Raw genomic sequence first — 24,969 nt, 5'->3', positions numbered from 1 at the left:
CAGGTATGGATGAAGAATGCAAATGTCCCCCCCCCGGCTTGCCAGCCTGGATGGGAACATTCGCCGACCTGATGTCATTGTTGATGTGCTTCTTTGTACTTTTGCTTTCCTTCTCGGAAATGGATGTTCTGAAGTTTAAGCAGATTGCAGGCTCGATGAAATTTGCGTTTGGTGTACAAAATCTGCTCGAAGTAAAAGACATCCCGAAAGGAACCAGCGTGATTGCACAAGAATTCCGCCCAGGACGGCCGGAGCCGACACCGATTGAAGTGATCATGCAACAAACCATCGATATGACTCAGCGTACCCTCGATTTTCAGGAAGGAGAATCAGATCGCGCTGGTGGTGCACAACGTGATTCTGCTGAACTGGAGGGAGGGTCAGCAGCCAGTGAAGCCTCCATGCAAGAGATGGAACAGGATACCGAACAGATGTCCAGTGTCGCTCAGATGGTGGTACAGGCGCTCGAACGAGAAGTGGAAGAAGGGGCCGTAGAGGTTGAAAATCTGGGTCAGCAACTGATTATCCGCATCCGTGAAAATGGTGCTTTCCCAGCGGGCTCTGCGTTCTTGCAACCTAAATTCCGGCCATTAGTACGCCAGATTGCCGATTTGGTGAAAGATGTGCCGGGAATAGTTCGCGTTTCCGGCCACACGGATGACTCGCCGCTAGACTCGGAGCTTTACCGCTCAAACTGGGATTTATCCGCACAACGCGCTGTGTCTGTGGCTCAGGAGATGGAAAAGGTCGAAGGCTTCGATCCGATGCGCATGCGCGTTGAAGGTTTGGCAGGGTCATCGCCACGTGTGCCTAACGACACACCGGAAAACCGTGCACAGAACCGACGGGTAGAGATTGCCATCATGCAGGGTAAGGCCCGTGAGTCTGATGAGTTGTCAACCAATGCGCCAGTCGCACCTATTCAGGAAAATTAATACTGCTATTTTAAGTTAACCCTCAGAAAGATAAGGCAGTGCAACGGCACTGCCTTTTTGCATGTAATGTGGGGTTATTTCGCATACTGCCTGCTTGAGGTATAATCCGCGCCTTTGTAAGAGCCGCAGCGAAACCTGTTATGAAATTTATCGTCAAAATTCACCCTGAGGTGATGGTTAAAAGTGAATCTGTACGGAAGCGCTTCACGAAAATTCTGGAATGTAACATCCGAAATATTCTTAAGCGAAAGTCAGACGCGATGGCGGTATTCAACCGTCGTGACCATATCGAGGTTTCGCTCAAAGATGATGCTGAGCGAGATATTGCACTCAGCGTGCTGACGGCAACGCCCGGTATTCACCATGTTCTGGAAGTAGAGCAAACCCCTTTTACTGACTTGCACAGCATCTATGAAATTGTGTTGCCTGCGGTACGCGAACAGATTGAAGGTAAAAGTTTCTGCGTGCGCGTTAAACGCCGTGGCTCTCATGACTTCACGTCGATTGATGTTGAGCGCTATGTCGGTGGGGGCCTGAACCAGAGTGTGGAATCTGCCCGTGTTCAGCTGCGGAACCCTGAAGTCACCGTTAACCTGGAAGTTGACCGTGAAAAGGTGAACGTTGTACGCCAGCGTCATAAAGGTCTGGGTGGTTTTCCTCTGGGGACTCAGGAAGATGTGCTTAGCCTGATCTCGGGCGGTTTTGACTCAGGGGTATCTAGCTACTTGCACATTAAACGTGGCAGCAAGGTACATTACTGCTTCTTTAATCTGGGCGGTGCAGCGCATGAGATTGGCGTGCAACAAACCGCTTATTATCTGTGGGAGAAGTACGGCTCTTCTGCCAAGGTGAAATTTGTCAGCGTCGATTTCGAGCCGGTAGTGGCAGAAATTCTGGAGAAAGTGGATGACGGCCAGATGGGTGTGATCCTCAAGCGCATGTTTATGCGCGCCGCCTCCATGCTGGCGGAGAAGTTTGGCATCCAGGCGCTGGTTACCGGTGAAGCACTGGGCCAGGTCTCCAGCCAGACCCTGACTAACCTGCGCCATATCGACAATGTGTCTGACACCCTGATCCTGCGACCGCTGATCAACTGGGATAAAGAGGACATCATTAATCTGGCCCGTGAAATTGGTACCGAAGACTTTGCCAAAACCATGCCGGAATACTGTGGCGTGATTTCACGCAAACCGACCGTGAAAGCGGTGAAAGAGAAGCTGGAAGCGGAAGAAGCCAAGTTCGATTTCAGCATTCTGGAGAAGGTGGTTTACGACGCACGTATCATCGATATCCGTGATATTGAAAAACAGAGCAAAGAAAAGGCACCCGAAGTTGAATTGGTGGATGAAATCGCCAAGGATGCCGTGGTGCTGGATATCCGCAGCCCGGAAGAAGAAGATGACAACCCGCTGGAAATCGACGGCGCGGAAGTGGTTCACATTCCTTTCTTCAAACTGGCAACCCAATTCGGTGATCTTGACCAGAGTAAAACTTACCTGCTCTATTGTGAACGAGGTGTGATGAGCCGGTTGCAGGCGCTTTACCTGCAGGAAAATGGCTATGCCAACGTCAAGGTTTATCGCCCGTAAGGCCGATACCAGAGCGAGCCGTGACGAGGCTTGAGATGCCAAAAACCGACCTTCTTAGGTCGGTTTTTTCGTTTCTCAGAGAATGGATAGTCGACAGGCTTGAATGCAGTGATTTGCTGTGAAATCAGCTCGCATCTCGCTATGCAAATTTCTTCTCATAGTGAAGGTTTGGGATGATCACCATCGGTTCCACCACTTCACGGGCTTTGTCTTTTCCTGCCAGTTGGTACACGATTTCTACCGCAAACTCTAAGGCTGTACCTGGGCCCTGACTGGTGATGAGCTTATGGTCATGGTCGGTAAATACCCGGCGGCTGTTTTGTTTTTCTGCCGGAATGCAGTCGATAAAGGCTGGGTGACAGGTTTTATAAGCATCTGGGAACAGTTTGTTCTTTTCTATCACCAACGCCGGGGCGGCACAAATCGCTGCAACCCATTTTCGGTCGCATTGCTGTTGGCGGATCATTTCAACCACCAGAGCACTTTCTCCCAATCGCGTTGCACCCTCGACACCACCGGGGATCACAATACAGTCAAACTCGTCATCGGCCACGTTGACCAGTGGAATATCAGCTGTCAGTTTCACCCCACGGGAACAGGTGAGGGTCAGTTGCCCGTCTTCGGCAGCGCTTGCGGTAGTGACGTTAAAACCTGCCCTGACCATCACATCAATGACGGTCACCGCTTCGATTTCTTCTATGCCCGGTGCCAGGCAGACCAATATGCTAGGCGTTATCATAGGATTGCTCCAGATCTTTGATTGCTTGATACAGCGCCCGGTTTTCCGGGACCGCAATATCGTGGAATTCTGCGCGGCTGATAAGGTAGCCGGTAATAAAGTCAATTTCTGAGCGACGCTTAAAGTGTACATCCCGGTTCATTGAAGAATGGTTTTCCGCTGTTGCTTTTGCCACTTGTAGTGCCTTCTGTAAAACCTCTTCCGGTGATGTTGCTAAGCCTTCGGCCAGCATCACCTTGGCGATTTCATCACTTAATCTTGTGAGCTGCGTTTGTCGGTGATCTGAAAGCAGTGCACCATTTTTGCATTGATGCAGCGCCGTGATGGGGTTGATCATACAATTGACGGCAAGTTTATTCCAAAGTGCCGTTTGGATATTCGTTTCCCAGTAGCACGGGGCAAGGGCGTAGTTGAACACGTCCGCCATAAACCTGCATTGCTTGCCGGTTGTGTTGATCCCCCCAAGCCGTGTTTCACCGAGCCCGGTATGGCGGATCCATGATTCAGTGAGTCTCAGGCTGCCGTGTGACGTGGTCGCGAGTAACAGGGGATTATGTCTGAGCAACTCCAGTGCTACCGCCGCGGCCCCCATGCCGTTGTGCATCAGTATAACGGGGGTGTCAGGGTGCAGATGGCATTTTACGAGTTGGATGGCATCATTAACCTGAAAGGCTTTTACACATACCAAGAGGCAATCACTTTCCTCGATAAGTACGGGTCGGTTGGCGGGAAAAGTGTGGAGGTTTTGATGTTCGAAACCAAGCGCAACCTTAGAGACGTCCTTGCGGGTGACAACATGGACCTGATGGCCAGCTTCAAACAGCTTGAGTCCCCACAACGAGCCGATCGCACCGGCACCGACAAGCGTAAAACGCATGTTTCTTCCTTTATTGGTTACGTGCTGAAAGCATACCATTGCTGCGTGGGTAACCGAATGGGAAACAGCAAAAAGGCAGCCTTTGGGACTGCCTTTATCATTTATACTCAATATACGTTCAGCAATTAGAACTTATAAGTCACGGCGAAGTAGTGGCCAATGCCTGAAGACTCTGCAATTGGTGAATTAGGGCCAAATGGCAGTGCTACGCCATCTTCAAAACCGTAAACATTGTGGTAGGCCTTCAGGCCATAGCCAACAGCGTAGCGATCTGAGTGCCAGTAGATACCGTTAAACATCGCGCCACCGTGGCTTGCAGTTGCACCTAGCTCTTCTTTCATACCAAACTGGTAATCAATGTAACCCTGGTAAGAAATGAATGAACCGTTGTCGAAGAAGTAGAAAGGTTTAAACCAGTTAGTAGAAACTTGGTAACCGTTCCAGTCTTTATTATTGCTGTCGTAAGTTGCGTAGGCGTTCAGGCCAACAGTACCAAACCAAGGCAGTTCAACGTTTGAACCCAGACCGATCTTTTGTGTGTTGACACCGCTGTTACCACCCCATTCAACGACAGAAGCAACAAACAGTTCCTGAACTGGGCCAAATGACAGATCAACGCCGGTCATTGCATCCAGAGAAGCACGTGGTGCAAACTTCATGAACATTTTCTCGGCGCCAGCTTTATCACTGCCTGGATCAGAAGTCAGGTTAAATACATCGACATAACCGTACAGGTCGAAGATACCTGAGCGGCCACCGAATTCCATTTCAAGATAGTCGTGAGTTGACTCAGTCGTGCCTTTTTCGTTGACCGCAGCCATCAGGTTGAACTGCAGGAATTTGAAATCATTCTTGTGGATGTCTCCGTCTGAGTAATCAGCAGCCATTGCTGGGGCAGAAGTAGCAGCCATTAGACCTAGAGCGAGAAGTGATTTACGCATTTTTCTGTTCTCTTTATATCGTGAGAAAGGAGTGGCAAAGACATTCATTGGTTGGACCTCCGCCGGAACGAGCGCTATTTTATGGAAAAGTTCAAAAAAGAAAATGCAATGAAACTGAAATCATTTTCCGATTGTGATTTTGATCTCTTTGAAATGGATTACATTCGAGATGAATGTTTTAAAAGATGATCCGGGAAAGGGTTTAAACAGAATATGTGTGAATAATCCGCGACATTGGTCGCGGATTAAACAGAAGTTAGGCGGTCTCTTGCCTATCCTGAAGCATTTTAAAGTGCTTTCTGAGCCCGATAATCATGGCAAGGCTTGGGAGCACCATTATGGTGGTGAGGATAAAAAAGAAAGACCAGGGATCGAGCCAGCTTACCTTGTGTATCCACTCAAACTGCTCAATCCAGTCAACCAATGACCCGCTGAATGACGAAAGCGTGGTTCGACCAAGGTTACCGAGAGAGGCCAAAAGTGCATATTGTGTTGCTGAAAATGCCCGTCCGGTCAGGAAGGTCAGGAAGGAGACAAAAGCAATGGTGGCGAAGGCGCTGGTGAAATTATCAACAATAATGGTGGCAAGGAACAGGTTTTCATTCGGCCCTACGTGTGCCATCAGGGCAAACATCAGGTTGCTGGCTGCCATCGCGATGCCACCAATCAACAGTCCTTTCACTACGCCAAAGCGAACATTTATCGCGCTGCCAATCAAGGTGAAAGCAACAGTCGCTCCCCAACCGATCAGTTTGGAGTATTGGCCAATTTGTTCATTACTGAATCCCACTTCTTTGTAGAAGACAATAGACATGCGCCCAAGGAAGGCTTCACCAACTTTAAACAGGAAGACAAACAGAAGCAGGGTAAGTGCGACTTTGATACCATTGCGCCGGAAAAACTCGGCAAAAGGTTCCACAATGGTGACAGAAAACCACACGAGAATACTGTTTTCGCCCTGATTCAAACGCCTGGCATAGCGGGATTCTGCTTCCGCCTGGAGTTTGTCCCGTTTCGAATCTGGCTCTCCAACAAACAGTGTAAACAGGATCAGAAGCCCAATAAAGGCCGCCATTCCGTAATAGACGCCGTTCCAACCGATAGTGTCGGCATTGATAAAGGCAAAATAGCCCGGCAGGCTGTAACCGGTCCACCAACCCATCACTGCCATAGCTGCCGCCTGGGGCATCTTGGATTTTTCCTGTTCTCCAAAACTGTCGATACGGAATGCATCAATAGCAATGTCCTGAGTGGCTGAGGCCAAGGCGATAGTGAGAGCAAACATGGACGTCAGCCAAAGGTTAAACGAGGGGTCAGTATTGGCAATAAACAGGGTACAGACCAGCATGATCACCTGCATCAACAAGATCCAACTGCGGCGCTGGCCTAAGGTACGGTGAAGCACAGGTAGTTTTACTCGGTCAATCAGAGGGGCCCACATCCAGTTAATGGCATAAACAGCAAAAATCGAACCAAACAGGCCAATCGCTGTTCGGGTGAGACCTGCGTCCTTGAGCCAGCCGGACATGTTTGAGCCAATCAAAAGCCATGGGAAGCCGCTCGCGCAACCGAGGAGAAACACCCAAAGAAGCCTGCGGTCAAGATAACTGGTCAGTGTTTCTCGCCAGGAAGGAGTGGAAAGTTGGGACATGGAGCGACGCCCTTGTTATTGATGTAAGGTAAACAATGCTACCGTGCTTCAGGGGCGAATACCACGTGCAAAGTGTGGGAGTTTTCCTTTGTTGATCAAATAACAAGCGCATTCTTTGAGACGTCGGTACACAAACCGGTTGCCAATTAATTCGTCTTCACGGCGGGATTCGATGAGGTAGACCAAATACCAGTATACCGATTCATAATCATCATCGGGGGAACCACTGGGAAGCGACGATTTCCACCATTCAAGAAACTGATTGCGGCAGGCGGTGTTGAGCTCTTCATAGGAGGATTGTCGTAGGATAAAACGGATAACTTGTGCAGCAAACGCCGGGGCATGCGTTTTAACATGCTCTCCGACGAGTTCGTTGTGGTGCTGTTCGGTGTTGTCTACAACGAGTTTTAGCATCCCTTTCAGCCTGCTACTTACTGGTAATGATAATCTTCTCGATAAGTATAGGTTGCTGGGGGACATCACGCATGCGCGTTTCCGGTACTGTGACGGTTTTAACCTTTGCCATCTTCTCGACGGTGTTAAACCCTTCAATGACTTTCCCAAAAACGGTATAGCCATATTTATAGCTATTGCCATTCAGGTTACTGTTATTTTCGAGGTTAATGAAGAACTGGCGTGTCGCTGAATCTGGTGCTTGTCGGCGTGCCATGGCAATCGTGCCCCGTTCGTTACCAAGGCCGTTTTTCGATTCGTTTATGATCTCGCCATAGGTGTTAGGGCGAGGGTGGAAGGAGGCATCGTAGCCACCACCCTGAGCGACAAAACCTGGGATCACTCGGTGAAACTGGGTACCGACATAACTGCCATCTTCCACATACTTAAGAAAGTTTTCGACGGTTTTGGGCGCTTTTTCCGGGTACAGCTCCAGTGTGAAATCGCCGACACTGGTTTTAACACTGACAACTGGGTTGGCGGCCATGGTATTGGCCGCAAACAGGGAAGCAGTAACAAGTATCGTTTTGAAGAAGGTGTTCATCAGAAGTTCTCGTTCATGAAGGTCATCAGTTGCTGGTCACGGGCAATATCCTGAAGTACGGCTTCAAGCAGGCTGTTCAGGGCCAGCTCCATGTCTTCAACCGATGCACTGGTCGCCCCTTCAGTAGTGGACTTCCCGGTATAGCGTTTCACAAATTTATGCTGGCCGTTTTCTGCCACCAACTGGATTTGTACGTTGGTGCTCATGGTATGTGAGAACACGCTGTGATCCACTTTTACTAATGCATCAAGCAGATCCATACGCAGTTTGCCTTTGCTGTCCGCCACCACTTTATAGCCTTGGGCGTTAAGTTGTCGGATCAGTGCATCTTCCAGCACAACGCGTACATTTGACGTAGCCTGAATTGGTTGGACATTCTTGCGGCCATTGTCTACCACGGCGACAAACTGGGCAGTTCGCAGGTCGCGGCTTTCCACCGTTACAGGTTTACTTTGTGCCACTGGCACCGATAAAATCGCAGGTCGTGGTGCGATTGTTAACTGGGGTTCACGGGGTGATGAGCAAGCACTCAGGCCCAGGACCAGTCCGGAAACAAGCAGAAGTTTTTTCATGAGTTAATGCATCCCTTTTAAATCAGGCTGTTTATAAGCTTCGACAATAACAAACTTACGGTTAGAAGCAATGACTTGCGCATTACCAAAAAGACGTTTCAATTTAGCATGATAGCCGAGGTGACGGTTACCAATCACCACAATGCGTCCCTTGGGCTCAAGAACCCGTCTGGCATCACAAAACATTTGCCAGGCGATGTGATCTGTCACCGTATTCATTTGATGAAACGGCGGATTACACAATACAAGGTCGGCACTGTCTTTATGAAAGCCGTCTAGACAATTATTCACCTTACAATGTATGCGCGCAGGTTCAATCCCATGGCTGAGCAAATTGGTTGTGGTGGAGGCGACAGCCATATGGCTTTCATCCACAGATGTAATAGTAGCTTGCGGGTTACGCCGGGCGGCTTCTACTGATAACACTCCGTTACCGCAACCCAAATCGATAATGTGTTTTATCTCTGGAGATGCTGGAATGTGCTTCAACATTAAGTATGCGGCAATATCCAGGCTTTCTGATGAGAAGACATTGGCGTGGTTGTGAAGTGTCATTCCAAAATCAGGAACTTCAAAGGAGGTGGTTTCTATTGGTGCTGCATCAAGTTGCTTTTCCTTGCTGCAAAAAATCAGACGGGCTTTTTTCTTCGCCAGGGAAGTGTGCGTTGCACCAAGGTGCTTCTCAAAAAGTTTAAGTGTTGATGTATGAATATCTTTCACTTTTGCACCGGCGATAACCTGTACACTCATCGCACCATGCAAGGCGATTTGTTGTAATTGCCACACTAAGAACCGATTGTTCTTTGGTAGCTTCATGACCACAATGTCCGCATCGGTCGGTAGTGTTTCCATGGATGAAAGAAAAGTAACGCCGGACAGGTTGTTTTCCTTGAGGTTAGCGTTGAGGCTGAGGTGAGAGAGGTGTGAGTCACTCATGGTTGTGACCCGGTAGTCTCTTGCTGCCGCCCAGCAACTTAATGCACCAAATCCATCATTGAGGATAAGGATGTGCGCCCCTTTGGGGAGATCTGAATCTTCTAGCTGCTGTATCAGGTATTCATCTGCCGCATCCCATGCTTGCAGAGTCTCGTTTTTCTGAATGGGGTAGCGGCGCAAAGAAAATATCTTACCGCCTAGTTCTAATGTTGTTTTCATGGGAAGTATCAGCGAATTGCTTGCGAGAATAGCGTATATTGGCGCGGATAATATACTGAAAAAGACGCAAGATGCAGACTGTCGAAGCATTTATTTGTCATAACTTGCTTGAGCCTGGCTTCTTGATAGGTCATAACTGTATGCCTTGATTTGAATACGTGGGCCATTTGGACCGAGTCACATTTTGCGTTATGGGCAGAGGAAAGCATGAGTGTTCAAAAAATCATAGAGCAAAAGCTCAGTTCCACATTTTCACCGATATATCTGGACGTGAAAAACGAAAGTTACATGCATAATGTTCCGGAAGGAGCAGAAAGCCATTTTAAAGTGACTATCGTGAGCAGGCAGTTTGAAGGTCAACGTCTGATCGCCCGACACCGTGCGGTAAACCAAACCTTAAGTGATGAGTTGCAAAATGCTATCCATGCACTCGCTATTCATACTTATACTGAGGTGGAATGGCGCGACCTGAATGGACAGACGCCATTGTCACCACCGTGTCATGGCGGATCGACACTGGATAAGTAACGTTATGATAACAGCCTGTTTAAAACGACCTTTTTAATGCGTAAGAAACTCTGGTAACCGAGGCAGGGCACAGCCCGCCATCAAAAGAGGAAGCATAAATGTTAACAAAAATAAGCACTAACTCCGTGAACGGTGTGTCCTCTTTATGATCATGATGTTGGCGTTATAACAATTATTCGACATTATGTTTGCATTATAAATTGTGCTCCGGTTCATAGTTATTGGTTACAATTGGGCATAGTTTGCCCAGTTGCTGAAAATTGAGGGTGTATCACGGTGATTGCCGTGGAATAGCAACTTTGGTTGATGGTAGAATCCACCGCTTGAAAACTGACCCCAAGCCTTGAATTGTTGCGGGTTGGTAATGAGGACGTTGCGGAGGTGGGTGGAAGTGTCGCCCACTAGACAGTGGAAGGTCGTATTAAACTGCGCAATAACAGAATTTTTTCCCGTTAATGTAGTGCAAGTGCGTATGATTACAATAAAAAAGGGTTTGGATATCCCAATTGCCGGGACTCCAGCTCAGGTGATAAATGATGGCCCAGCTATCAAAAAAGTCGCCTTGCTTGGCGAAGAGTACGTTGGCATGCGTCCAACGATGCATGTTCGTGTTGGGGATGTAGTGAAAAAAGGTCAGATTCTTTTTGAAGATAAAAAGAATCCCGGCGTGAAATTTACTGCACCTGCAGCCGGTACTGTGGTTGAAGTCAACCGCGGTGCAAAACGTGTTCTTCAGTCAGTTGTCATCGAAGTAGAAGGCAACGAGCAAGTCACTTTCAACAAATATGAAGCCTCAGAGATCGCAGGTCTGGATCGTCAAGTGATTGTTGATCAACTTGTTGAATCCGGCATGTGGACTGCGCTTCGCACCCGACCATTCAGTAAGACGCCAGCCGTTGATGCTAGTCCAGCAGCTGTCTTCGTCACCGCAATGGACACTAACCCACTGGCTGCGAATCCTGAACTGATCATTAATGAACAGCAAGAGGCGTTTGTTGCAGGTCTTGACGTAGTATCCCATCTGACCGAGGGTAAGGTGTTCGTATGTAAAGGCGAATCCAGTCTGCCGCGCAGCAAGCAATCCAACGTCGAAGAGCATGTGTTTACAGGTCCTCACCCAGCAGGTCTGGTGGGTACCCACATTCACTTCCTCCGTCCAGTTGGTCTGGGTGTTCAGGTTTGGCATCTGAACTATCAAGATGTTATTGCATTCGGCAAGCTGTTCCTTACTGGTGAGCTTTTCACTGACCGTGTTATTTCCCTGGCGGGCCCGGTTGTCAATAACCCACGTCTCATTCGTACACAGATCGGTGCATCGATTGCTGAACTCACTGACAATGAGTTGATGCCTGGTGAAATCCGTATCATTTCTGGCTCCGTACTAAGTGGTACCAATGCTGGTGGTGTTCATGGTTATCTCGGTCGTTTCCATCTTCAGGTAAGTGCACTTCGTGAAGGTCGTGAGAAAGAGCTGTTCGGTTGGATCGCACCGGGTAAGAACAAGTTTTCTGTTACCCGCGCATTTTTAAGCCAGTTCTTTAAAGGCCAGCTGTTCAACATGACAACCACTACCAATGGTAGTGAACGCTCCATGGTGCCAATTGGCAACTATGAGCGTGTGATGCCTCTGGACATCGAGCCAACACTGTTGCTGCGTGATATCTGTGCAGGTGATCTGGACAGCATGTCTCAGATGGGCGCACTGGAACTGGATCCTGAAGATCTGGCTCTGTGCACATTTGTTTGCCCTGGCAAGTACGATTTTGGCCCTATGCTCCGCGAGTGCCTGGATCAAATTGAGAAGGAAGGGTAAGCAATGAGCCTGAAGAAATTTCTTGAAGATATCGAACATCACTTTGAGCCGGGTGGTAAGCACGAAAAGTGGTTTGCACTGTATGAAGCAGCGGCAACCTTGCTGTACACCCCTGGCACAGTAACCAAGCGCGGTGCGCACGTTCGTGACAGTATCGATCTGAAACGCATCATGATCATGGTGTGGTTCGCGGTATTCCCTGCCATGTTCTTTGGCATGTACAACGCGGGTGACCAGGCGATCATGGCACTGAACGCTCTGTACGGTGCTGAGCAACTGACAGGTGTTATCGGTAATAACTGGCATTACTGGCTAACAGAAATGCTAGGTGGAACCCTGTCGGCAGATGCTGGCTGGGGCAGCAAGATGTTGCTGGGTGCGACTTACTTCCTGCCTATCTACGCGACGGTCTTTATCGTTGGCGGTTTCTGGGAAGTGCTATTCTGTATGGTGCGCAAGCACGAAGTTAACGAAGGCTTCTTCGTCACTTCTATCCTGTTCGCACTCATCGTTCCACCGACACTGCCACTTTGGCAAGCTGCACTGGGTATTACCTTCGGTGTGGTTGTTGCAAAAGAAATCTTTGGTGGTACAGGCCGCAACTTCCTGAACCCGGCGTTGGCTGGCCGTGCATTCCTGTTCTTTGCATACCCTGCACAGATTTCAGGTGACCTGGTTTGGACTGCTGCTGATGGCTTCTCTGGTGCAACGGCGCTAAGCCAATGGGCACAAGGTGGTCAAGGTGCGCTGGTGAACAATGTTACAGGCCAGACTATCACTTGGATGGACGCATTTATCGGCCATATTCCAGGTTCGATTGGTGAGGTCTCTACGCTGGCGATCCTTATCGGTGGTGCAATGATTGTTGCGATGGGCATTGCTTCATGGCGTATTATCCTTGGCACCATGATTGGTCTGGTGGCAACGGCAACGCTGTTCAACATCATTGGTTCTGATACCAATCCGATGTTCAGCATGCCGTGGCACTGGCACCTGGTTCTGGGTGGCTTTGCATTCGGTATGATGTTCATGGCGACCGACCCGGTTTCTGCTTCGTTCACGAATAAAGCAAAATGGTGGTACGGTATCCTGATTGGTGCGATGGCAGTAATGATTCGTGTGGCTAACCCCGCATACCCAGAGGGTATGATGCTGGCTATTCTGTTCGCGAACCTGTTTGCACCGCTGTTCGACAACCTGGTAATCCAGGGCAACATCAAACGGAGACTGGCTCGTGTCAAGCAATAACGATAGCATTAAAAAAACGCTGACCGTAGTTATCGCGCTGAGCCTGGTGTGTTCAGTTGTGGTATCTTTCGCGGCTGTTTCTCTGCGTCCTATGCAAGAGAAGAATGCCGTGCTGGACGTACAGCGTAACATCCTTTCTGTTGCTGGTATCGATGCAAACGGCAACATCACGGAGACCTTTGACAAATTCATCGAACCACGTCTGGTTAGCCTGGAAACAGGTGAACTGGTTGGCACCGTTGAAGAAGCAAAGGTTTTTGACCAGCGCATTGCATCTTCTGATCCTTCCCAGTCGCAGAAACTGCCTGCCGACAAGGACATTGCGAAGATTGGTCGTTTGGCAAACACTGCCAAGGTTTACCTGGTGAAAAATGCAGCGGGTCAAACTGAGCGCCTGATCATGCCAGTATATGGCAGTGGTCTGTGGGGCATGATGTACGCGTTTGTCGCACTGGACACAGACGGCAAAACGATTTCAGACATCGCTTACTACCAGCACGGTGAAACCCCGGGGCTGGGCGGCGAAGTAGAAAACCCTCGCTGGCGTGCACAGTTTGAAGGCAAAATGCTGTTTGATGACCAGGGTAACCCCGCTCTGAAAGTCGTTAAAGGCGGCGCACAACCTGGAGACGTTCACGGTGTTGACGGTCTGTCAGGTGCGACACTGACCTCTAATGGTGTACAGCATACCTTTGACTTCTGGTTTGGTGACAACGGCTTTGGCCCATTCCTGAAGAAAGTTCAACAGGGAGAGCTGATCAATGGCTGATACTAAAGAACTGAAAAAGAATCTTTGGGCGCCAGTACTGGACAACAACCCGATTGCCCTTCAGGTATTGGGTGTGTGTTCTGCGCTGGCAGTAACCACCAAGCTGGAAACGGCGTTTGTAATGACCCTTGCGGTAATTTTCGTAACGGCATTCTCGAACCTGTTCGTTTCGCTTATCCGTAACCACATTCCAAACTCTGTACGTATCATCGTGCAGATGGCGATCATCGCATCGTTGGTAATCGTGGTAGACCAGATCCTGAAGGCATTTGTGTACGACATCTCCAAGCAGCTGTCAGTATTCGTTGGCCTCATCATCACCAACTGTATCGTTATGGGTCGTGCAGAAGCGTACGCAATGAAGTCTGCGCCACTGCCATCATTCATTGACGGTATCGGTAACGGTCTGGGTTACGGTTTCGTACTGATCTCTGTCGGTTTCTTCCGTGAACTACTGGGTTCAGGCAAGCTGTTTGGTGTGTCTATCCTGCCTTTGACATCAGAAGGCGGCTGGTATCAGCCAAATGGTCTGATGCTTCTGGCTCCATCAGCGTTCTTCCTGATCGGCTTCCTGATCTGGATTGTGCGTACCTTCAAACCTGAACAAGTAGAAGCGAAGGAGTAAGGACGTAATGGAACATTACATTAGCCTATTGGTTCGTTCGATTTTCATCGAAAACCTGGCACTGTCTTTCTTCCTGGGGATGTGTACTTTCCTGGCAGTGTCCAAGAAAGTCAAAACCTCGTTCGGCCTGGGTGTTGCGGTTACCGTAGTACTGTCTGTATCCGTTCCGGTTAACAACCTGATTTACAACTTGGTACTGAAAAACGGTGCAATTGTTGAAGGCGTGGACCTTAGTTTCCTGAACTTCATCACTTTCATCGGTGTTATTGCGGCGCTGGTACAGATCCTGGAAATGGTTCTGGACCGTTTCTTCCCGCCGCTATACAACGCACTGGGTATTTTCCTACCACTGATCACGGTTAACTGTGCGATCTTCGGTGGTGTCTCTTTCATGGTTCAACGAGACTACAACTTTACGGAGTCTGTGGTTTACGGTTTCGGCTCTGGTGTGGGCTGGATGCTGGCGATTGTTGCGTTGGCAGGTATCCGTGAAAAGATGAAATACTCTGACGTACCGCCTGCACTTCGTGGTCTGGGTATTACCTTCATCACTGTAGGTCTGATGGCGTTAGGCTTCATGTCTTTCTCCGGTGTTCAACTGTAAGTCGGGTAAACCGCGAATTAAGGAATAGTCAATGGACATTATTCTTGGTGTAGTGATGTTTACTCTTATCGTACTGGCACTGGTTTTGGTGATTCTGTTCGCCAAATCCAAGCTGGTACCATCAGGTGACATCACCATCTCTGTAAACGGCGATCCAAATCTTGCGATCACCACTCAACCTGGCGGTAAGCTGCTGGGTGCGCTGGCGGGTGCCGGTGTGTTCGTTTCATCTGCGTGTGGCGGTGGTGGTTCATGCGGCCAGTGCCGTGTGAAAGTAAAATCAGGCGGCGGTGACATTCTGCCAACTGAGCTTGATCACATCACAAAAGGTGAAGCGCGAGAAGGTGAGCGTCTGGCATGTCAGGTTGCGATGAAAACTGACATGGAAATCGAACTGCCTGAAGAAATCTTCGGCGTGAAGAAGTGGGAATGTACTGTTATCTCTAACGATAACAAAGCGACCTTCATCAAAGAGCTGAAGCTGCAAATTCCTGATGGCGAGTCGGTACCGTTCCGTGCAGGTGGTTACATCCAAATCGAAGCGCCACCTCACCACGTTAAGTATGCAGATTACGATATTCCAGAAGAATACCGTGAAGACTGGGAGAAGTTTAACCTGTTCCGCTACGAGTCCAAGGTTAACGAAGAAACCATTCGTGCATACTCAATGGCGAACTACCCAGAAGAGTTTGGCATTATCATGCTGAACGTACGTATTGCAACACCGCCACCTAATAACCCAGACGTACCACCGGGCATTATGTCCTCGTACATCTGGTCTCTGAAACCAGGTGACAAGTGTACAATCTCTGGTCCGTTCGGTGAGTTCTTTGCGAAAGACACCGATGCTGAAATGGTATTTGTGGGCGGTGGTGCAGGTATGGCACCTATGCGTTCTCACATCTTTGACCAGCTCAAGCGTCTGAAGTCTAAGCGTAAGATGTCTTTCTGGTACGGTGCGCGTTCTAAGCGTGAAATGTTCTACGTTGAAGATTTCGACATGCTGCAAGCAGAAAACGAAAACTTTGTATGGCATTGTGCGCTGTCTGATCCGCTGCCAGAAGACAACTGGGATGGCTACACCGGCTTCATCCACAACGTGCTGTATGAGAACTACCTCAAAGATCACGAAGCGCCAGAAGATTGTGAGTACTACATGTGTGGTCCTCCGATGATGAACGCAGCTGTGATCGGCATGCTGAAAGATCTGGGTGTTGAAGATGAAAACATCCTGCTGGATGACTTCGGTGGCTAACCGCCCCACACTCTGAAAGAGAATGGCTGGCCCACGGGCCAGCCATTTTGCATTTCATCAGACAGAATCACTGTTTTCTCAAAGGGCGTTTTGTTCTTTTTGTGTAGAGAGTGATTCTTTCTGATCCCTTTTATCATCAACTGGATAATGCAATGAAAAAATTCCTGTTGCCGGTCTGTCTTCTTCTAGGCAGTTTGTTGACCCTGGCAGGTTGTGAGCAAGCACCGGTGCAAGTGCACCTCACAGGGTCAACCATGGGTACGTATTACTCAGTGAAATATATTGCTGAGGGTGATATCCCGAATCAGACAGCCATTCAGTCAGAGATTGATGCCCGTCTTGAGTTGGTCAATGATCAGATGTCCACTTACCGGAAGGACTCAGAATTGAGCCGGTTTAATCAACTGACTGACAGCCATCCTTTTACTGTTTCCAAAGACACAGCAAACGTGGTGAAAGAAGCGATTCGATTGAACCAGTTGTCTGGAGGGGCGCTTGATGTCACTGTTGGCCCTTTGGTCAATCTGTGGGGATTTGGTCCCGAAGGTCGCCCAGACCGCGTTCCAACCGATGCGCAAATTGCAGAACGTCGGGCGTTGACCGGCATTGAGTTTCTTACGGTTGAGGGCAACAACCTGATTAAGACCAACCCGGGCCTGTATGTCGATTTATCATCGATTGCTAAAGGGTTCGGTGTCGATGTGGTTGCGGAGTACTTGGCGTCATTGGGTATCGACAATTATCTGGTGGAAATTGGGGGAGAGCTGCAACTGAAAGGCGTAAATGGTGAAGGGCATCCATGGCGCATTGCGATTGAAAAACCGAGCAATGAGCAGCAAACTGTGCAGGAAATCATCGCGCCGGGCGATATGGCGATCGCAACATCTGGCGATTACCGTAACTACTTTGAAGAAAATGGGGTGCGCTACTCCCACACGATTGACCCAGCGACAGCAAAACCGATTAATCACCGTCTGGTGTCGGTCACTGTACTGGATAAATCCTGTATGACCGCAGATGGTTTGTCGACGGCTTTTATGGTGATGGGGCCGGATAAAGCACTGACCTTGGCGAATCAGGAAAATATCCCTGCATTTTTCATCGTAAAGACGGATAATGGTTTTCAAGAAGTCGCATCGGATGCGTTTAAACAATACCTAACACAATAAGGGTAATAAGATGTCTGTGTACCTGATTACGTTTGCCGTATTTATGCTTGTGATTGCCGGTATGGCAATCGGCTTTATTATTCAGCGAAAAACCATCAGCGGTAGTTGTGGGGGGCTAAGTTCGATCGGTATCGAAAAAGAATGTGATTGTCCTGAACCTTGTGACGCGCGTAAAAAGCGTGAAGCGCGCGCTGAAAAAATGCAAGAGTGGAAAAACAACCAAATCGTTTAATTCTTGTTTACATTTTCTACCTAAAGGCCAGTCTCTGACTGGTCTTTTTGTACTCAGCCTTTGTTCATGAAGACGTTGACATACCATATAGATGCTGTATATATAAACAGTATTTGTGTGGTGTGAACGAGTTTATGAAAAAGATAATCCACATTGACATGGATTGTTTTTTTGCCGCAGTGGAGATGCGTGATAACCCGGCATTGCGTCATATTCCTTTTGCTGTTGGCGGGTCTGAAAAGCGCCGTGGTGTGATTTCGACCTGTAATTATATCGCCCGCGAGTTTGGTGTCCGCTCGGCTATGGCGACTGCCCATGCATTGAAGCTTTGCCCAAAGCTGACAGTGATCAGCGGTGACATGGGCAAATATAAACGCGTTTCGGACCAAATCCGCGCTATCCTTGAGCGCTACACCGACAAAATTGAACCCCTTTCCCTGGATGAAGCTTATCTGGATGTCAGTGACTGCTCACTGTTCAAAGGTTCTGCCACGATGATTGCTGAAGACATCCGGCGGGCTATTCGCGATGAGCTTGGCCTGACCGCCTCGGCGGGTATTGCGCCTGTGAAGTTTGTGGCAAAAATTGCCTCTGATCTCAACAAACCCGACGGTATGTATGTGGTGACACCGGAAGAGATTGATGCGTTTGTGAAAACTTTGCCATTGGAGAAAATCCCGGGGGTGGGCAAGGTGACCTTAGGTAAACTTCATCAGTTAGGATTATACAAGGGTGAAGATGTTCAGCGGTTTGACAAACATGTTTTGCTACAACGGTTTGGGAAGTTGGGGCAGACGCTCTGGAAACGCTGCCACGGAATTGATGACAGAGATATTGAAACTGAACGGGTTAGGAAATCTCTCGGTGTTGAACGTACACTGCCCGAAGATCTCCAGACAGAGGATGAGTGCCTTGAAGTGATGGTTTCACTGTTTGGGGAATTAGAAGCCAGGTTAAAACGGGTATCACCCAATATGGAAATAGCCCGGCAGGGTGTGAAACTCAAGTTTTCAGATTTTCAGCAAACGACAGTGGAACACCGGCAATGGCGCTATGACAATGCCATGTACCCGGTGTTGCTGCGGGAAGCATTAGCACGGCAACAAGGACGGGGAATCCGGTTAATTGGTCTTTCTGTGGGATTGAAGTCGGAAGAGAAGGACAAGCCATCCCAACTCAGTTTTGAGTGGTAGATAAAGTAAGAGCGCCAACTGGCGCTCTTACTGATATCAGGCTTTTTCCGGAATTGCTTTCAGGATGGCAATCATCTGCTCCCAGAACAGGCCAACTGTGGCAATGTCCACTTTTTCATCCGGCGAGTGTGGGAACTTGATGGTTGGGCCGAAAGAGATCATATCCATGTTCGGATAGGGTTCTTTAAACAGGCCACATTCAAGCCCAGCATGGATTACCATGATGTTAGGGATCCGGCCGTAAATATCTTCATAGGTTTTTCTGAATACATGCATAATTTCAGAATCAGGGTTCGGCTTCCAGCCCGGGTATGCACCGGAGAAAGTCACGTCAGCGCCGGCCAGTTCTCCTAACGATTCCAACATGCTTTCCACATAGCTGCGACCACTGTCTGCCAGTGAGCGGATAAGGCAAAGCAATGTCATCTGATCGGCTTCTGTGGTGATAACCCCAAGGTTGAGTGAAGTTTCTACCACACCTTCAATATCATCACTCATGCGGATCACGCCATTTGGACAGGCATTGATGGTTGCAATGATACGGTGTTGAACCTCAGGCTTCAGTACCTGTGGCTCCAAGCCTGAATCAATCATAGAGAGTTCGATAGACGTTTCAATTGCACCCAGTTCTTCTTTTAGTAAAGATTCGAAATGGTTAAACAGGCTGGCAAGCTTTTCCTCATTTGCCACTGGAACGGCAAGGTGAGCAAAAGCTTCGCGTGGAATCGCATTGCGCAGTGTGCCCCCACGGATTGAGAACACACGAAGGCCCAACTCTTCTGCGTGACCCGCCAGAAAGCGGCCCAGCAGCTTGTTGGCATTGGCACGGCCAGTATGAATATCGCAACCCGAGTGTCCACCCTTCAGTCCTTTGATTTGCAGGGTTTTACCCACATATCCTGCACCCAGAGCTTCACGTTCCAGCGTAAAGGTGAGGGAGGCGTCGACGCCGCCGGCACAACCCATATAGATTTCACCCTCCTGCTCGGAATCCGTGTTCAGGAGAATTTCGCCTTCCAGCCAACCCTCTTTCAGGCCAAATGCACCGGTCATGCCAGCTTCTTCATCAATGGTCAGCAGCACTTCCAGTGGGCCATGTTCGATATCGTTAGCGGCCAGAACGGCCAGGCAGGTTGCCATGCCTATGCCGTTATCCGCCCCCAGCGTGGTACCATCTGCTGTGACCCAGTCGCCATCAATGTACGGGCGGATAGGATCGGTAGTGAAATCATGCTCGGTGTTTTCGTTTTTCTGCGGCACCATATCGATGTGTGCTTGCAGAATAACACCTTTACGGTTTTCCATCCCCGCTGTCGCTGGCTTCTTAATGATGATGTTGCCAACTGCGTCCCGGCGAACAGCAAGACCTTGTTCAGTGGCCCAGTCAACGATGTACTGTGCCAGTTGCTCTTCGTGCTTGGAGGGATGGGGGATAGAACAAATCTTATCGAAAAATTGCCACACAGGTTGTGGCGAAAGTTGGCTGATTTCTGACACAGGCTTTCTCCAGAAGACTAGGAATGAAAAGGCATGCAAGACTGCATGCTGTTAAATTACCAGAACTTGTGACGTAAAAGTATGCTTAGTTAAATACATACTTCTGGTTAGAGCATGGATGGCTACATATTAAGCTGGCCAATATCACTTTTTTGTATTTCTTCTTCAAAGAGCAGATTGTGTTGGGCTTTGACTGGCTTGTTACCCAGAACTCTTGCTATGCCCAGAGTGTGTGAAGAGATACTCAGGAGAGTAGTTGTTCATTGGGTGCACTACCATGTTTTAAATATGAAAGTAATTAAATTACAAAAAAAAGGCTAAATTCGAATTTTTGCTGCATTTTTCGCTGTGAATATTGTAATTAAATAACGTTTTGAGTACTATTTCACCGTCTTCAGGAATGGGTGACTCCTCCGGGACATGGCTATGCGCTTTCATTGGTTTACGGATAAGCCCGAAATCTATTCGTCTCCACGGAACCGAGCTTTTAACGAAGCTGCATCCCTTTCGAATTTTTTGAGGTATAGGCTGATGAAAGGTTGTTCTGCGAGCCGCTACTGGAACAGTGGCTCTGTATACACCACAAATTTTCGTTATCCGGCTACGTTCGGATACAGGCGTAAGTAATCACGACGTTTGATTTCTCTTGGGCATTTCGCCCAAGAGAAATTCCTGCTTTAACAGATGTTTCTTTTCTTCTGTTTGGAAAGGTGGCTTGTATCTAGTGGCATGTTAAATATGGTGTTTTTTGTCCTCCACTTGTCGAAATACTGTGTACCTCCCTCCTTTTTTCAGTGTCGTTTTTTATTTATCTCCCAGAATTTGCATGACACAGCTATTCACCGCTGACTGGCTCTACCATGGTAGAAAAACGCAACGGGAGGTAGAAGTAGCGTGATTCCGGCCTATTCGCCACCATTTGAAGATCTTACACAGCTATTCTCGCTGGAAATTTTGTTATGTGGCGGGTAATATTCGCGTCAAATTTTTACGCAAACGTTTACGACAAACGATTGCGCAATCAACCCACACACTTCCCAAGGAACCGAAAGCCATGCTTGAGCGTCTTTTTAAACTGAAAGAGCAAGGTACAGATATCAGAACCGAAGTCATTGCCGGGTTTACCACATTCCTGACCATGGCTTATATCATTTTTGTTAATCCGGCTATTCTGTCAGAAACTGGCATGGATCGCGGTGCAGTCTTTGTTGCAACCTGTTTGGCGGCGGCTATTGGCTGTTTCATCATGGGGCTGGTGGCCAATTACCCGGTGGCCCAGGCGCCAGGAATGGGACTGAATGCCTTCTTTACCTATACCGTGGTATTCCAGATGGGTTACTCCTGGCAGGTTGCACTGGCAGCGGTATTCCTGTCTGGCCTTTGCTTTGTTGCGCTGAGCCTGTTTAAAGTCCGTGAATGGATCATTCATTCCATCCCATTGTCCCTGCGTACCGGTATTTCTGCCGGTATCGGTATGTTTCTGGCACTGATTGCCCTACAAAATGCCGGTATTGTGGTAGACCACTCTGCAACTTTGGTTTCGATGGGCGATTTGTCTTCTTTTGGTCCTGCAATGGCAGCACTGGGATTCTTCCTGACCATTGGTCTGGTTAACAGAGGAATAAAAGGTGCGGTCATGATTGCCATCCTTATCGTAACTGCACTGGGGGTGTTGTTTGGCGATGTGCAATATGGAGGGATCATGTCTGCTCCACCAAGCCTTGCGCCAACGTTTATGCAACTGGATTTCGCCGGTGCCATGGAAGTGGGCTTGATTTCAATCGTCTTTGCATTTTTGTTTGTTGATTTGTTTGATACTGCAGGCACCTTGGTGGGGGTGGCACAAAAAGCTGAGCTTTTGGACAAAGATGGCAAACTGCCACGACTGAACCGTGCATTGCTTGCAGACAGTACTGCCACGACAGTGGGGGCAGTTCTGGGTACGTCAAATACGACCTCATACATCGAGAGTGTGTCGGGGGTTGCTGCTGGCGGTCGTACAGGCCTGACTGCGGTGACCGTTGGTGTCATGTTCATGCTGGCTCTGTTCTTCTCGCCACTGGCTGGTATGGTACCGGCTTACGCGACAGCCGGTGCTTTGTTCTATGTTGCTATCCTGATGATGTCAGGTCTTGTCAGCGTTAACTGGCGTGATCTGACAGAAGCAGCACCTGTGGTCGTGGTGTGTTTGCTGATGCCACTGACGTACTCCATCGCTCATGGTATCGGTCTGGGCTTTATCTCCTACTGTGCTATCAAGGCGTTCAGTGGCAAAGGACGTGATATACCTATCAGTATTTGGGTTCTGGCCGCACTGTTCTTGCTGAAATTCGTTATGTAAGACAAAATACGCCGCAATCTTTTGAGTGCGTTAAATTTGGCGTCCATCGCCTGAGGTTTTTTAAAATGAGCAACAAGTTTGTTATCACCTGGGACAACATGCAAATGTACACCCGTCAACTGGCTGAAAAACTGCTTCCGGCAGAGCAGTGGAAAGGCATTATCGCGGTAAGCCGTGGTGGTCTGGTTCCTTCAGCGATTCTGGCGCGTGAACTGGGTATTCGGTATGTTGACACTGTATGTATCTCTAGCTATGACCATAATCACCAGCGTGATATGCAAGTTCTAAAAAAAGCAGAAGGTGATGGCGAAGGTTTTCTAATTGTTGACGATTTAGTGGATACAGGTGGCACAGCGGAAGCTATTCGCAAAATGTACCCGAAAGCGAAATTTGTGACCGTATGTGCAAAGCCTGCAGGTAAACACCTTGTTGATGATTACATTGTTGATATCGCTCAGGACTGCTGGATTGAACAGCCTTGGGATATGGCTGTCACCTATGTTGACCCTATTGCCAAGCGTTAGTATGGCATTGTCGAAGAAAAGCCCCTGATGGGGCTTTTTTTAGTTCATCACGGATTTGCATGGACAGGAAATGAAAACGGTTGGAGAGTTATTGTTTAGTCGCCAAACAAAAACACTAACTCAACACAGCCGTTATCAATGTCGCAGCTTACTTTTCCTTTTGCGCTGTGGGAAGGCTTTAAAGCCATTCACACTGAGCAAAACAATCAGACCCTCACAATCCATCTGAACCTACCCGCAATGGCTCTCCCCTATTCACGCCAGACAACGCGGTTGCTTGAGCATGTAGAAGGGCGTTGTTGACTAAATGCCGGGAATCTTTTGCCCGCTCATCGTTCAGTTCCAGTGAGTATCTTCAAGGACCGGTACAGAGGAAAGACGTACCTGGCGCAAGCTCCATCGAATTACGCAACAAAGCCTCTCTAAGATTGGATTTATTTGATTCGTAATCTGAATAAGTGAATCAAAGAAACACCCTGTTCAACAATGTGACAAAACAACGCAGTTTGCACCACTCAGTAAACGAGAAATCCGCGAGCAGCACGAGCTTGGCGAGCTCTGATGGTTTGATGTTTTTTTATGATCCTCATTGTCAGAGTTGAACGAGGGCTTTTATTTAAGCAATTGTTTATGTTGAATTTTTTTTACTTGATTGGATTGTTGTGTGTATTGTTTTTTAGTCTTTTTGTGTATGGAAAATCTAGATAAAGACTTTTGCTGATTGTCTGGCGGACCCGATAATTGTTATTCACTCACGGGCTTTTTTTTCGCTGGGTATAGTGCGCCTCGAAAAGCGGTAGTGCTGTGGGAGATTTGGTAACCGGTAAAAATAACCGCTTAGCGAGTTTCACTATGCTAATGAGTGGATAACATTCATTAACATAATGTGAGAAATAACACGGCGACTAAAAGCTACTAAAAATGACAGTTAATGAAAGATAAGAGGTGAAAAATGAAAGCGTTTGAATTTTTCAGCGCGAAACGTCAACAATTTGCTCAGCGTGCGCAAGCAGCGTTTGCACAGTATAAAGAAGCTCAAAAACAGCGTGGTATGACCCTGCTCGAGGTGATTATCGTACTGGGTATTATCGGTACTATTGCAGCGGGTGTGGTGGTGCTGGCACAACGCGCATTTGATAGCCGAACTGTATCTGAGGTGGTACAAAACACGAATACTATTCGTGTGGCTATTAAAGATGCGTATGCAAGTACAGGGAAATATCCTAAAGGTCAACAAGCAGCGGTTTTGACTCTGAACAACACAAATATCCTTAATACTGATGCTGGTGCAACATCCGCATTAGTGCAGCTTGGTAAAGTCAGTATTGAAGAAATGCGAAATAAGATTTCTGGTGATTTTTATGCAATTACATCTGGCCATACTGCTGCAGGTGTACAAAATAATAAAGGTTATGTCATATCTGTAAATGGCTTAACAACTGAGCAATGTAGGAATATTCTTGGACAAGTCGGTAATAATTGGGATTATGTTCAGGTTGTAAATGATGCCGCTGGTTCATATGCTAATTTGACGGATGATGGTGTTGATATGACTGCACAAACGACAACAGATATTTTACGTTCATTAGCTGACACCAATGTAATCGATCCCACAAAAATTGTTGGAACATGTCGCCAGCCGGGGGCATCTAACGCGATTCTACTCGGTTCACGTTAATTCTTAAAAAACAAAATAAGCGGGGATATTCCCCGCT

The 24,969-nt window shown here is 48.2% G+C and carries 24 protein-coding genes; 15 read left to right on the top strand and 9 right to left on the bottom strand.

Annotated features, from left to right (window positions below):
• Positions 1-5 precede the first annotated feature (5 nt).
• Both AC6IB1_RS13345 and thiI read left to right on the top strand, forming a co-directional pair.
• Positions 6-935: a flagellar motor protein MotB gene (locus AC6IB1_RS13345; protein ID WP_005503725.1), complete on the top strand. Its 930-nt coding sequence runs from the start codon at positions 6-8 to the stop codon at positions 933-935.
• A gap of 140 nt (positions 936-1,075) precedes the next feature.
• The gene (gene thiI / locus AC6IB1_RS13340) at positions 1,076-2,524 is read left to right on the top strand and encodes a tRNA uracil 4-sulfurtransferase ThiI (protein ID WP_497567061.1); all 1,449 of its coding nucleotides are present in this window, start codon (positions 1,076-1,078) and stop codon (positions 2,522-2,524) included.
• 139 nt (positions 2,525-2,663) lie between these two features.
• Here thiI and AC6IB1_RS13335 read toward each other — a convergent pair whose 3' ends face one another.
• The 8 genes from AC6IB1_RS13335 to AC6IB1_RS13300 all read right to left on the bottom strand — a co-directional run bounded on the left by AC6IB1_RS13335 (position 2,664) and on the right by AC6IB1_RS13300 (position 9,456).
• Positions 2,664-3,263, bottom strand: a complete 600-nt coding sequence (locus AC6IB1_RS13335) for a DJ-1 family glyoxalase III (protein WP_497567060.1) — start codon at positions 3,261-3,263, stop codon at positions 2,664-2,666.
• A complete protein-coding gene (locus AC6IB1_RS13330; protein ID WP_497567059.1) occupies positions 3,250-4,140 on the bottom strand; it encodes a 2-dehydropantoate 2-reductase in 891 nt (296 codons plus the stop codon). Before AC6IB1_RS13330 ends, AC6IB1_RS13335 begins: the two co-directional genes overlap by 14 nt.
• A gap of 125 nt (positions 4,141-4,265) precedes the next feature.
• Positions 4,266-5,081 carry a nucleoside-specific channel-forming Tsx family protein gene (locus AC6IB1_RS13325; RefSeq protein WP_497567058.1) on the bottom strand — a complete coding sequence of 272 codons (816 nt, stop codon included), beginning with the start codon at positions 5,079-5,081 and terminating at the stop codon, positions 4,266-4,268.
• 256 nt (positions 5,082-5,337) lie between these two features.
• A complete protein-coding gene (locus AC6IB1_RS13320; RefSeq protein WP_497567057.1) occupies positions 5,338-6,732 on the bottom strand; it encodes an AmpG family muropeptide MFS transporter in 1,395 nt (464 codons plus the stop codon).
• 48 nt (positions 6,733-6,780) lie between these two features.
• Positions 6,781-7,146 (bottom strand): hypothetical protein, encoded by a 366-nt coding sequence (locus AC6IB1_RS13315; RefSeq protein WP_497567056.1) that lies wholly within the window; start codon positions 7,144-7,146, stop codon positions 6,781-6,783.
• 13 nt (positions 7,147-7,159) lie between these two features.
• On the bottom strand, positions 7,160-7,729 hold the full coding sequence (locus AC6IB1_RS13310) for a peptidylprolyl isomerase (RefSeq protein WP_497567055.1): 570 nt from the start codon (positions 7,727-7,729) through the stop codon (positions 7,160-7,162).
• Entirely contained in the window at positions 7,729-8,301 is a 573-nt protein-coding gene (locus AC6IB1_RS13305) for a YajG family lipoprotein (protein ID WP_497567054.1), read from the bottom strand. Before AC6IB1_RS13305 ends, AC6IB1_RS13310 begins: the two co-directional genes overlap by 1 nt.
• 3 nt (positions 8,302-8,304) lie before the next feature.
• Entirely contained in the window at positions 8,305-9,456 is a 1,152-nt protein-coding gene (locus AC6IB1_RS13300; RefSeq protein WP_497567053.1) for a methyltransferase, read from the bottom strand.
• A 207-nt stretch (positions 9,457-9,663) separates the two neighbouring features.
• On the opposite strand from AC6IB1_RS13300, the gene AC6IB1_RS13295 reads away from it, so the two are divergent.
• The 10 genes from AC6IB1_RS13295 to dinB all read left to right on the top strand — a co-directional run bounded on the left by AC6IB1_RS13295 (position 9,664) and on the right by dinB (position 18,892).
• Positions 9,664-9,984, top strand: a complete 321-nt coding sequence (locus AC6IB1_RS13295; protein ID WP_497567052.1) for a BolA family protein — start codon at positions 9,664-9,666, stop codon at positions 9,982-9,984.
• Positions 9,985-10,456: 472 nt separating this feature from the next.
• Complete coding sequence (locus AC6IB1_RS13290) at positions 10,457-11,797, top strand: Na(+)-translocating NADH-quinone reductase subunit A (protein ID WP_497567051.1); 1,341 nt, start codon at positions 10,457-10,459, stop codon at positions 11,795-11,797.
• A gap of 3 nt (positions 11,798-11,800) precedes the next feature.
• On the top strand, positions 11,801-13,045 hold the full coding sequence (locus AC6IB1_RS13285; protein WP_497567050.1) for an NADH:ubiquinone reductase (Na(+)-transporting) subunit B: 1,245 nt from the start codon (positions 11,801-11,803) through the stop codon (positions 13,043-13,045).
• On the top strand, positions 13,032-13,814 hold the full coding sequence (locus tag AC6IB1_RS13280) for a Na(+)-translocating NADH-quinone reductase subunit C (RefSeq protein WP_005503705.1): 783 nt from the start codon (positions 13,032-13,034) through the stop codon (positions 13,812-13,814). The genes AC6IB1_RS13285 and AC6IB1_RS13280 overlap by 14 nt, the downstream gene beginning before the upstream one ends.
• On the top strand, positions 13,807-14,439 hold the full coding sequence (locus AC6IB1_RS13275) for an NADH:ubiquinone reductase (Na(+)-transporting) subunit D (RefSeq protein ID WP_005503704.1): 633 nt from the start codon (positions 13,807-13,809) through the stop codon (positions 14,437-14,439). Before AC6IB1_RS13280 ends, AC6IB1_RS13275 begins: the two co-directional genes overlap by 8 nt.
• A 7-nt stretch (positions 14,440-14,446) precedes the next feature.
• Entirely contained in the window at positions 14,447-15,043 is a 597-nt protein-coding gene (gene nqrE / locus AC6IB1_RS13270) for an NADH:ubiquinone reductase (Na(+)-transporting) subunit E (protein ID WP_497567049.1), read from the top strand.
• A 31-nt stretch (positions 15,044-15,074) separates the two neighbouring features.
• A complete protein-coding gene (gene nqrF, locus AC6IB1_RS13265; protein WP_005503702.1) occupies positions 15,075-16,298 on the top strand; it encodes an NADH:ubiquinone reductase (Na(+)-transporting) subunit F in 1,224 nt (407 codons plus the stop codon).
• A gap of 152 nt (positions 16,299-16,450) precedes the next feature.
• On the top strand, positions 16,451-17,467 hold the full coding sequence (locus tag AC6IB1_RS13260; RefSeq protein WP_497567048.1) for an FAD:protein FMN transferase: 1,017 nt from the start codon (positions 16,451-16,453) through the stop codon (positions 17,465-17,467).
• Between the two features lie 10 nt (positions 17,468-17,477).
• A complete protein-coding gene (gene nqrM, locus AC6IB1_RS13255; RefSeq protein ID WP_497567047.1) occupies positions 17,478-17,699 on the top strand; it encodes a (Na+)-NQR maturation NqrM in 222 nt (73 codons plus the stop codon).
• 122 nt (positions 17,700-17,821) lie between these two features.
• Entirely contained in the window at positions 17,822-18,892 is a 1,071-nt protein-coding gene (dinB, locus tag AC6IB1_RS13250; RefSeq protein WP_503692996.1) for a DNA polymerase IV, read from the top strand.
• Positions 18,893-18,928: 36 nt separating this feature from the next.
• Here the strand turns inward: dinB and AC6IB1_RS13245 are convergent, their stop codons facing one another.
• Positions 18,929-20,389, bottom strand: coding sequence for an aminoacyl-histidine dipeptidase (locus AC6IB1_RS13245; RefSeq protein ID WP_497567045.1), 1,461 nt, complete (start codon positions 20,387-20,389; stop codon positions 18,929-18,931).
• Between the two features lie 1,054 nt (positions 20,390-21,443).
• Between AC6IB1_RS13245 and AC6IB1_RS13240 the strand changes: the two genes are divergently transcribed.
• The 3 genes from AC6IB1_RS13240 (at position 21,444) to AC6IB1_RS13230 (ending at position 24,932) form a co-directional block, all read left to right on the top strand.
• Complete coding sequence (locus tag AC6IB1_RS13240) at positions 21,444-22,730, top strand: NCS2 family permease (RefSeq protein WP_005503691.1); 1,287 nt, start codon at positions 21,444-21,446, stop codon at positions 22,728-22,730.
• Between the two features lie 65 nt (positions 22,731-22,795).
• Positions 22,796-23,254, top strand: coding sequence for a xanthine phosphoribosyltransferase (gene gpt / locus AC6IB1_RS13235; protein ID WP_497567044.1), 459 nt, complete (start codon positions 22,796-22,798; stop codon positions 23,252-23,254).
• A 952-nt stretch (positions 23,255-24,206) separates the two neighbouring features.
• On the top strand, positions 24,207-24,932 hold the full coding sequence (locus tag AC6IB1_RS13230) for a type IV pilus major pilin (protein WP_497567043.1): 726 nt from the start codon (positions 24,207-24,209) through the stop codon (positions 24,930-24,932).
• The last annotated feature ends 37 nt before the right edge of the window (positions 24,933-24,969 follow it).

Source organism: Grimontia sp. THUN1695, from assembly GCF_059704325.2.
The sequence above is the reverse complement of the archived record's forward strand: the minus strand, read 5'-3'. Positions and strand labels throughout refer to the sequence as shown.

Bases quoted from the DNA above. Each gene is read 5' to 3' on its own strand.
- AC6IB1_RS13345 (WP_005503725.1), top strand. From the start codon at position 6: ATGGATGAAGAATGCAAATGTCCCCCCCCCGGCTTGCCAGCCTGGATG.
- thiI (WP_497567061.1), top strand. From the start codon at position 1,076: ATGAAATTTATCGTCAAAATTCACCCTGAGGTGATGGTTAAAAGTGAA.
- AC6IB1_RS13335 (WP_497567060.1), bottom strand. From the start codon at position 3,263: ATGATAACGCCTAGCATATTGGTCTGCCTGGCACCGGGCATAGAAGAA.
- AC6IB1_RS13330 (WP_497567059.1), bottom strand. From the start codon at position 4,140: ATGCGTTTTACGCTTGTCGGTGCCGGTGCGATCGGCTCGTTGTGGGGA.
- AC6IB1_RS13325 (WP_497567058.1), bottom strand. From the start codon at position 5,081: ATGCGTAAATCACTTCTCGCTCTAGGTCTAATGGCTGCTACTTCTGCC.
- AC6IB1_RS13320 (WP_497567057.1), bottom strand. From the start codon at position 6,732: ATGTCCCAACTTTCCACTCCTTCCTGGCGAGAAACACTGACCAGTTAT.
- AC6IB1_RS13315 (WP_497567056.1), bottom strand. From the start codon at position 7,146: ATGCTAAAACTCGTTGTAGACAACACCGAACAGCACCACAACGAACTC.
- AC6IB1_RS13310 (WP_497567055.1), bottom strand. From the start codon at position 7,729: ATGAACACCTTCTTCAAAACGATACTTGTTACTGCTTCCCTGTTTGCG.
- AC6IB1_RS13305 (WP_497567054.1), bottom strand. From the start codon at position 8,301: ATGAAAAAACTTCTGCTTGTTTCCGGACTGGTCCTGGGCCTGAGTGCT.
- AC6IB1_RS13300 (WP_497567053.1), bottom strand. From the start codon at position 9,456: ATGAAAACAACATTAGAACTAGGCGGTAAGATATTTTCTTTGCGCCGC.
- AC6IB1_RS13295 (WP_497567052.1), top strand. From the start codon at position 9,664: ATGAGTGTTCAAAAAATCATAGAGCAAAAGCTCAGTTCCACATTTTCA.
- AC6IB1_RS13290 (WP_497567051.1), top strand. From the start codon at position 10,457: ATGATTACAATAAAAAAGGGTTTGGATATCCCAATTGCCGGGACTCCA.
- AC6IB1_RS13285 (WP_497567050.1), top strand. From the start codon at position 11,801: ATGAGCCTGAAGAAATTTCTTGAAGATATCGAACATCACTTTGAGCCG.
- AC6IB1_RS13275 (WP_005503704.1), top strand. From the start codon at position 13,807: ATGGCTGATACTAAAGAACTGAAAAAGAATCTTTGGGCGCCAGTACTG.
- nqrE (WP_497567049.1), top strand. From the start codon at position 14,447: ATGGAACATTACATTAGCCTATTGGTTCGTTCGATTTTCATCGAAAAC.
- nqrF (WP_005503702.1), top strand. From the start codon at position 15,075: ATGGACATTATTCTTGGTGTAGTGATGTTTACTCTTATCGTACTGGCA.
- AC6IB1_RS13260 (WP_497567048.1), top strand. From the start codon at position 16,451: ATGAAAAAATTCCTGTTGCCGGTCTGTCTTCTTCTAGGCAGTTTGTTG.
- nqrM (WP_497567047.1), top strand. From the start codon at position 17,478: ATGTCTGTGTACCTGATTACGTTTGCCGTATTTATGCTTGTGATTGCC.
- AC6IB1_RS13240 (WP_005503691.1), top strand. From the start codon at position 21,444: ATGCTTGAGCGTCTTTTTAAACTGAAAGAGCAAGGTACAGATATCAGA.
- gpt (WP_497567044.1), top strand. From the start codon at position 22,796: ATGAGCAACAAGTTTGTTATCACCTGGGACAACATGCAAATGTACACC.
- AC6IB1_RS13230 (WP_497567043.1), top strand. From the start codon at position 24,207: ATGAAAGCGTTTGAATTTTTCAGCGCGAAACGTCAACAATTTGCTCAG.